This window comes from Micromonospora sp. AMSO1212t (genome assembly GCF_008868145.1).
Classification (GTDB): domain Bacteria; phylum Actinomycetota; class Actinomycetes; order Mycobacteriales; family Micromonosporaceae; genus Micromonospora; species Micromonospora tulbaghiae.
In genome coordinates this window covers 1-669 of sequence record NZ_WBKS01000267.1, presented here as the reverse complement: position 1 = coordinate 669, position 669 = coordinate 1, and the positions used below count along the sequence as shown (strand labels likewise).

General features: G+C 73.7%; 1 protein-coding gene. It reads left to right on the top strand.

Annotated elements, in window-relative coordinates; translation table 11 throughout:
* Positions 1 to 669, top strand: a 669-nt coding sequence (locus tag F8279_RS29745) for an expansin EXLX1 family cellulose-binding protein (RefSeq protein ID WP_151501717.1), incomplete at both ends; no start/stop codon positions are given.

The following is a 669-nucleotide window of genomic DNA, read 5'->3' as shown; positions in this document are numbered from 1 at the left end:
ACGACTGGGCCGCCCGCCTGCGGCAGGCCGCCGCCCCGCCCGTCGGCGGCGCGACGCGCAGCGGCAAGGCGACCTTCTACGACTCCGAGCGCGCCGGCGGCAACTGCTCCCGGCCGGGCGCGCCCGCCGACCGGATGTACGTCGCGCTCGGCCCGGGCGAGTACGCCTCCGGCGCCTCCTGCGGCGGCTTCCTCGACGTCACCGGCCCACGGGGCACCGTGCGGGTGCTGGTGATGGACCAGTGTCCGGAGTGCGCGCCGGGTCACCTCGACCTCTCCGCCGAGGCGTTCGCCCGGATCGCCGATCCGGTGCAGGGGGTGGTGAAGGTCAGCTACCGCGCGGTGGTGAACCCGAGGTTGCCCGGTCCGCTCACGTTCCGGATGAAGGAGGGCTCGTCGCAGTGGTGGTTCGCCGTCCTCGTCGGTGACCACGGCAACCCGCTGCGCTCGGTCGAGGTGCGGCAGAACGGCTCGTGGCGTGCGGCGCAGCGGCAGGACTACAACTACTGGCTGATCGAGTCAGGGGCCGGTCCCGGCCCGTACGAGATCCGGGTCACCGACGTGTACGGCCACCGCGCGACCGCCACCGGCATCCGGATGCTCCCCGGCCAGGTGCAGCGCGGCAAGACCCGCATGTACGGCACCAATCCAGCCACACCCGAGCCCACCC